This is a genomic window from Lacisediminimonas sp. (assembly GCF_030645335.1).
Classification (GTDB): Bacteria; Pseudomonadota; Gammaproteobacteria; order Burkholderiales; family Burkholderiaceae_D; genus Lacisediminimonas.
The window spans coordinates 1-6,650 of sequence record NZ_JAUSNH010000248.1; the positions used below are offsets into that span (position 1 = coordinate 1).

Consider the following 6,650-nt stretch of genomic DNA (forward strand, 5'->3'; position numbering starts at 1 on the left):
AGCGGCACAACGCATTTTGCAGGCGATCCCAGGACTGGAATTCGTCGACCTGCAGCAGCCGCGGGTCGGCTACATGTGCAATACGCTGCAGCCGCTGCCGGACTACAAGCGGGAAGTGCATCGCGAACTGCTGCAAGCCGCATCCGCCGCCGGGGTGGATACCCTGGCCGGCGTCTATCACGCCTGTCACCGCGAGCTGTGCAGCCATGAACGCGACTGGCCATTCGAGGTAGTGAATTTCCTTGAACTGCTCGGCGAGAGCATGGGCATTCATTACGAAGACCATTTCAAGCGCCTCAAGAAAATGCAGGACGTCGACGCAATTTTTGCCGATGTCGCTGCGCTGGCTGACCGCTACGGCATGCGCCCCGAAGAAGTCAAGGATGTCATCCGGCGCGACCTGATCGGCGAACAGCCACTGGCATTGCGTACTGTACCCGTCACATCGTCAACGAAGGAGTAAATCCGATGAAGTTCCAGAAGACACTACTGATGGCCGGCGCGGCGTTGGTGCTGACCGCCGGCATGACCAGCGTCAATGCCCAGCAAAAGCTCAAGCAAGTGACGGTGCTGCAGCCGGTGCCGCAGATCGATATCCGCAACGCGCCGTGGGCAGTCGCCGCCGAAATGGGCTGGCTGGCGCAAGAGGGCCTGGAAGTCAATATCCAGACCACCAAAGGCGCGACCGTGCTGATCCAGCAAGTCTTGAATGGCACAGCGCAATACGGCATGCCGCCACCAGAGAACGCAGTGATTGCCTATTCCAAGGGCGCGCCGCTGAAGTTCTTCTATTCATCGACCTCGCGCAGCCCGTTTCCGCTGGCCGTACTGGCCGACGGACCGATCAAGTCGGTCGCTGACCTCAAGGGCAAGAATATCGGCTTGCATTCGCTGACCGCAGTGCAGTTCTACACCACCCAGGCCATACTCGGCTCGGCCGACCTCAAGCTCAATCGTGATTTCCGGATGATCGATGTCGGCGCCGGTGCGGCCGCCTTGAAAGCGCTGCAGGAAGGCCAGATCAGTGCGCTGTCGACCAATGTGCTGAACTATGCCGGCTTTGAAAACCGCGGCGCGAAATTTCGCTATATCAGCACACCGCAGATGGACACGATCTTTGGCTGGGGCATGATGACCAGCGACGCCTACCTGAAAGCCAACCGCAAGGAAGCCGCCGGTTTAGCGCGTGCCTTCACAAAGGGGCATGTGTTTTGCCGCCAGAACGGACCGGCCTGCGTGGCCGCCTATTTCAAGAAATTCCCGGCTGCGATGACCACTGGCATCAGCGCCGAAGAAGCAACGAAAGAACACTTGCGCGTATTGAAAGTGTTCCTCGACTATGCGCCGCAAACGCCGGGCAAGCCCTGGGGATATTACGAACCCTCGGCCTGGAAGACCGTGGTTGATTACATGGTCGCCACTTCCCAGCTCGAAAAGGCAGTCGATCCGGCCGGCCTGTACACCAACGACCTGATCGGCGAGATCAACGATATGCGCGTGGCCGACGCTGCGCCCCGCAAGTAAGCCGGCAACCTGGACGGATCGAACCATGGCGAGCAATGAGGCGGAAATCGCGGGTGCGGGCATCAAGGGCTACCACGACGTCGGTGGCGACCCCGGCGCTGCAGTTGAATGCGTGGAAGCGCCCTGGCTGTACTGGCAAAAGGTGACGGAATCCTTGCGCAATGTGCTCGGCGACGCCAGGCGCAACCTGGTTTCCGTGGATGAAATCCGGCGCGTGTTTGAAACCTTCGGCAAGGACAGATACGATGCCGGCTTCTACGAACGGCGCACTGAAGCGCTGGCCTTCCTGTTGGTTGAAAAGCAGGTGCTTTCCTGGCCTGAACTGGAACAGCGGATGGCCGCGATTGCAGCCCGCTCCGGGGCCGAAGCGGCAGGCCGGTAATTGAGCGGGCGTTTCCAGCCTGGTCAACGTGTGCGCGTCATCGACCTCGGGTTGGCGGGGCATGTGCGCACGCCATTTTACGTGCGCAAGCATATCGGTCGGGTGGAGCGATATTGCGGCGCGTATGCCAATCCCGAGCGCCGGGCGTATGGCGACCCGAGCCCGCCGCGCATCAATCTGTACCGGATCCGCTTCCTGCAACGCGATCTGTGGCCGGATTATGCAGGTCGCCCGGATGACACGGTCGAGATAGAAATTTACGAACATTGGCTGGAACCGGCCGACACGGACATATGACATGAGCACACACCATCATGACGGTCATGACCACGATGACCATGATCACGGCCACGGCCACGGCCATGACCATTCCGCCGCTGCCGGCGGCAAGCCGGACATCGGGCCGGAGAATTCGCGCTACGAGTTGATGGCCAAGGCAATGCGTGAGCTGCTGATCGAAAAAGGCGTGCTCAGCGCAGAGGAAGTGCGCAGCATGATCGAAAAGCTGGAGTCCCCCGGCGAGCATCTCGGTGCGCGCATCGTTGCGCGCGCCTGGACCGATCCCGACTACAAGGCGCGCCTGCTCGACAATGCCAAGGCGGCCTGCACCGAGCTCGGCATCGCGGCGACGGAGGCGCAGATAATCGTCGTGGAAAACACGCCGACGCTGCACAACGTGATTGTCTGCACGCTGTGCTCCTGTTATCCGCGCTCGATACTGGGCCAGCCGCCTGCCTGGTACGTCAGCCTGGATTATCGCTCGCGCACCATCCGCGACCCGCGCACGGTACTGGCAGAGTTCGGTCTGTCGATTGCGCCTGCGGTCGCGGTTCGTGTCCACGACAGCACGGCCGACATGCGCTACCTGGTGCTGCCGATGCGGCCGGAAGGCACCGACGGCTACGATGAGCAACAGCTCATCGCGTGCGTGAACCGTGACAGCCTGATCGGCACGGCGCTGGCCAGGGCGCCGATGGCGGCTTGAGCAGCGCACCAGCATTGGCAATCGACGCCAGTCGGCGTGTGCATGATTGCAGCGATGCTGCGCAAAATTGCCTTTTGTGAGGAAGTTGAATGATGGGACTTGAATTTCACATGATTGCCGGCGCACCGGATCCGGTTGCACCGTTCAGCCACGCGGTGGAGTCCGATGGCTGGGTGTTCCTGACCGGCCAGATGCCCTTCGTCGACACCGCCAACGACAAAGCCTATCCGGAAGGGATAGAGGCGCAGACCCGGCAGGTGATGAAGAACCTGGACAAGGTGCTGGCCGGGATCGGACTGGGCCTGCAGCACATTGCCTCGGTGCGCATCTACCTGCTGCACTTCGATGAAGATTATGCGGCGATGAATGCGGCGTACGCCACCTATTTCCCGCCAGGCCGGCGGCCGGCGCGCACCTGCATCGGCGTGTCCGGACTGGCCAGGGGCGCGCGCATCGAAATCGATATGGTGGCAAGGCGTCCTGACCTGCCGGGCTGAGGGCCGGCGCTTGACGGTGGTCACTGCCAGGCATTGTTGACGTGGGTTAGCTTGGACAATTTGTCCGGCGTCAAGCGGGTGCGGCGCTGCGAGGCGGAAAATTGCCTCTTGAGCATTTGACGATCTACCCTGCGCGCCATGAGCACCGAGCGTCCCGCCGTCATTCGACATGCCGTCATGCCGGGTGGCATCACGCCGAACTGGACCGACTACGACGGCCTGCGCAGCCGCTTTTCCTGGGGCCAGGCGCGGCGCGAACTTGAGGGCTTGCCAGGCGGCGGACTCAATATTGCCTGGGAAGCGGTTGAGCGCCATGCGCGCGGCGTCGCCGCCAGCCGGATTGCGCTGCGCTTCCTCGGGCAGGACAGTGTCAGCACGCTCACCTATGCCGAACTGTCGGCGGCCAGCAACCGTTTTGCCAATGTCCTGCGCCAGCTCGGTGTCGCCCGCGGCGAGACCGTGTTCCTGCTGGCCGGCCGCATCCCTGCGCTGTATATCGCGATGCTGGGCGCATTCAAGAACGGCAATGTCGTCTGCCCGCTGTTCTCCGCGTTCGGACCGGAGCCGATCGCCACCCGCATGCGGCTGGGCGATGCGCGGGTGCTGGTCACCACTGAGCCACTATACCGGCGCAAGATTGCGCAACTGCGCGAGCAACTGCCCGGACTGCGCCATGTCTTGCTGGCCAGCGCCGACGGCCAGCTTGCCGCCGCCCCAGCGGCCATTCCCGAAGGCACGCATGACCTGGATGCGCTGATGCGCAATGCCAGCGCCGGTTTTGAAACCGTTGCCACCACTGAAGACGACCTTGCGCTGCTGCATTTCACCAGCGGCACCACCGGCACGCCCAAGGGCGCATTGCATGTGCATGGCGCAGTCGTCACGCACTGGGCAAGCGGCAAGTACGCGCTCGACCTGCATGACGGCGACATATTCTGGTGCACCGCCGATCCGGGCTGGGTGACCGGCACTTCCTACGGCATCATTGCGCCCTTGCTGCATGGCGTGACCTCGATCATCGATGTGGCCGAGTTCGACGTGCAGCGCTGGTACGACATCCTCGCGCAACAGCAGGTCAGCGTGTGGTACACCGCGCCGACCGCGATCCGGATGATGATGAAGGCAGGGCCAGGGCCGGCGCGCAATCACCGCTACCCGCAGCTGCGCTTCATCGCCAGTGTCGGCGAGCCGCTCAATCCGGAGGCGGTATGGTGGGGCCAGGACGTGTTCGGCCTGCCGGTACACGACAACTGGTGGCAGACCGAGACCGGCGGCATCATGATTGCCAACACGCCTGGCTTCGATATCAAGCCAGGCTCGATGGGGCGGCCCTTGCCCGGCATCGATGCCTGCATCGTCGAGCGCAACGAGGCGGGCGAAATCCGCGTGATCGAGCAGCCGGGGCAGCAGGGCGAACTCGCGCTGCGGCGTGGCTGGCCGTCTATGCTGCGCGGCTACCTGCACAATGAAGAGCGTTACCGCAAGTGCTTTGCCGACGGCCTGTACCTGAGCGGCGACCTGGCGCGGCGCGATGCCGACGGCTATTACTGGTTCGTCGGCCGCAGTGACGATGTGATCAAATCCGCCGGCCACCTGGTGGGGCCGTTCGAAGTCGAGAGCGCACTGATGGAGCACCCGGCTGTGGCCGAGGCCGGCGTCATCGGCAAGCCCGACCCGACCATTGGCGAAAGCATCAAGGCGTTCGTATCGCTGAAAAGCGGCGTGCAGGCGAGCGAGGCCTTGCGCATGGACTTGCTGGCGCATGCCCGCAGCCGGCTGGGGGCGGCGGTGGCGCCGAAAGAGATCGACTTTTTGCCGGTATTGCCGCGCACCCGCAGCGGCAAGATCATGCGCCGCCTGCTGAAGGCGCGCGAGCTTGGCTTGCCCGAGGGCGACATCTCCACCCTGGAGGCGGGGGCCTAGATGGACCCGCCCGACGCTGCGCTGGGCGCACCGGACGCACGCGATGCAGCCAACGGCGGCCAGCCCTCGCCGGCGCCGGCCGACCAGGACCTGGCGCTGGCGTTGCTGGAAGACATGTTGCGGGTGCGCCGCATGGAAGAAGCCTGCGCGCAGCTATACGGGCAAGGAAAAATCCGTGGCTTCCTGCACCTTTATATCGGCCAGGAGGCGATTGCAGCGGGCGCGATGCGGGCCTTGGCGGCCGGCGACAATGTGGTGGCAACCTATCGCGAACATGGCCATGCGCTGCTGCGCGGCATTGCGCTGCGTCGGATCATGGCGGAAATGTTCGGCAAGCGCGATGGCTGCTGCCGCGGTCGCGGCGGATCGATGCACCTGTTCGATCGCGCCACGCACTTTTTTGGCGGCAATGCCATCGTCGGCGGCGGTCTGCCCCTGGTTACCGGGCTGGCGCTGGCCGATCGCATGCAGCAACAGTGGCGCGCCAATGTCTGTTTTTTTGGCGAGGGCGCTTGCGCTGAAGGCGCATTCCACGAATCCATGAACCTGGCTTCCCTGTGGAAGTTGCCGGTGTTGTTCATCTGCGAAAACAATCTCTATGCGATGGGCACGGCGCTGGCGCGCTCGCAGGCATGTACCGATCTGTGCCTGCGCGCGCGCAGCTATGGCATGCCGGCGATGGAAGTCGACGGTATGGACGTGCTCGCCGTGCATGCGGCCGTCAGCCAGGCCGCGCGGCAAGTCCGTGACGGCGGCGGCCCGCTGTTCCTGGCGTGCCAGACCTACCGCTTCCGCGCGCATTCGATGTTCGATCCCGAACTCTACCGAGACAAAGCCGAGGTGGAAGCGTGGAAAGAGCGCGGCCCGATCCATACTTTCACGGCGAGATTAAAGCGCGTCGGCATGCTTACCGAGCAAGCCTTCCTGGAGATGGATGCGCGCGCAACTGAAGAAATTGCCGATGCGATCGCCTTTGCCGATGCGGCCGAGCCGGAACCGGTGGCCGACTTGCTGCGCGACCTGACGACGCCCGCGCTGCCTGGAATGCCTGGAGCAGCGGCGTGAAGACCAGCTACCGCGAAGCGCTGCGGCAAGCCTTGCGCGCGGCAATGCGGGCCGACGCCCGCGTTTTCCTGATGGGGGAAGACGTTGGCAGTTACGGCGGCTCGTATGCCGTATCCAAGGATTTTCTCGGCGAATTCGGCGCCGAGCGGGTGCGCGACACCCCGTTGTCCGAGCTGGGATTCGTCGGCGCAGGGATCGGTGCGGCGCTGGGCGGCATGCGGCCGGTGGTCGAGATCATGACGGTCAATTTCAGCCTGCTGGCGCTGGACCAGAT

The 6,650-nt window shown here is 63.6% G+C and carries 8 protein-coding genes and 1 pseudogene; all 9 read left to right on the forward strand.

Translation table 11 applies throughout. From position 1 onward, the window contains the following. A partial coding sequence (locus tag Q7T64_RS17095; protein WP_304798218.1) for a hypothetical protein occupies positions 1 to 463 on the forward strand: 463 nt, incomplete at its 5' end. Positions 464 to 468: 5 nt separating this feature from the next. Continuing rightward, positions 469 to 1,524: an ABC transporter substrate-binding protein gene (locus tag Q7T64_RS17100; protein ID WP_304798224.1), complete on the forward strand. Its 1,056-nt coding sequence runs from the start codon at positions 469 to 471 to the stop codon at positions 1,522 to 1,524. Between the two features lie 25 nt (positions 1,525 to 1,549). Continuing rightward, positions 1,550 to 1,906 (forward strand): hypothetical protein, encoded by a 357-nt coding sequence (locus tag Q7T64_RS18155; protein WP_370653359.1) that lies wholly within the window; start codon positions 1,550 to 1,552, stop codon positions 1,904 to 1,906. Then, positions 1,907 to 2,203: an SH3-like domain-containing protein gene (locus Q7T64_RS18160; protein WP_370653360.1), complete on the forward strand. Its 297-nt coding sequence runs from the start codon at positions 1,907 to 1,909 to the stop codon at positions 2,201 to 2,203. 1 nt (position 2,204) lies between these two features. Then, complete coding sequence (locus tag Q7T64_RS17110) at positions 2,205 to 2,891, forward strand: nitrile hydratase subunit alpha (protein ID WP_304798228.1); 687 nt, start codon at positions 2,205 to 2,207, stop codon at positions 2,889 to 2,891. 92 nt (positions 2,892 to 2,983) lie between these two features. Then, on the forward strand, positions 2,984 to 3,388 hold the full coding sequence (locus Q7T64_RS17115) for a RidA family protein (RefSeq protein ID WP_304798240.1): 405 nt from the start codon (positions 2,984 to 2,986) through the stop codon (positions 3,386 to 3,388). Positions 3,389 to 3,526: 138 nt separating this feature from the next. After that, a complete protein-coding gene (gene acsA, locus Q7T64_RS17120; RefSeq protein WP_304798233.1) occupies positions 3,527 to 5,311 on the forward strand; it encodes an acetate--CoA ligase in 1,785 nt (594 codons plus the stop codon). After that, on the forward strand, positions 5,312 to 6,376 hold the full coding sequence (gene pdhA / locus Q7T64_RS17125; protein ID WP_304798238.1) for a pyruvate dehydrogenase (acetyl-transferring) E1 component subunit alpha: 1,065 nt from the start codon (positions 5,312 to 5,314) through the stop codon (positions 6,374 to 6,376). 44 nt (positions 6,377 to 6,420) lie between these two features. Beyond that, a pseudogene (locus Q7T64_RS17130) lies at positions 6,421 to 6,650 on the forward strand (alpha-ketoacid dehydrogenase subunit beta); the annotation flags it as partial.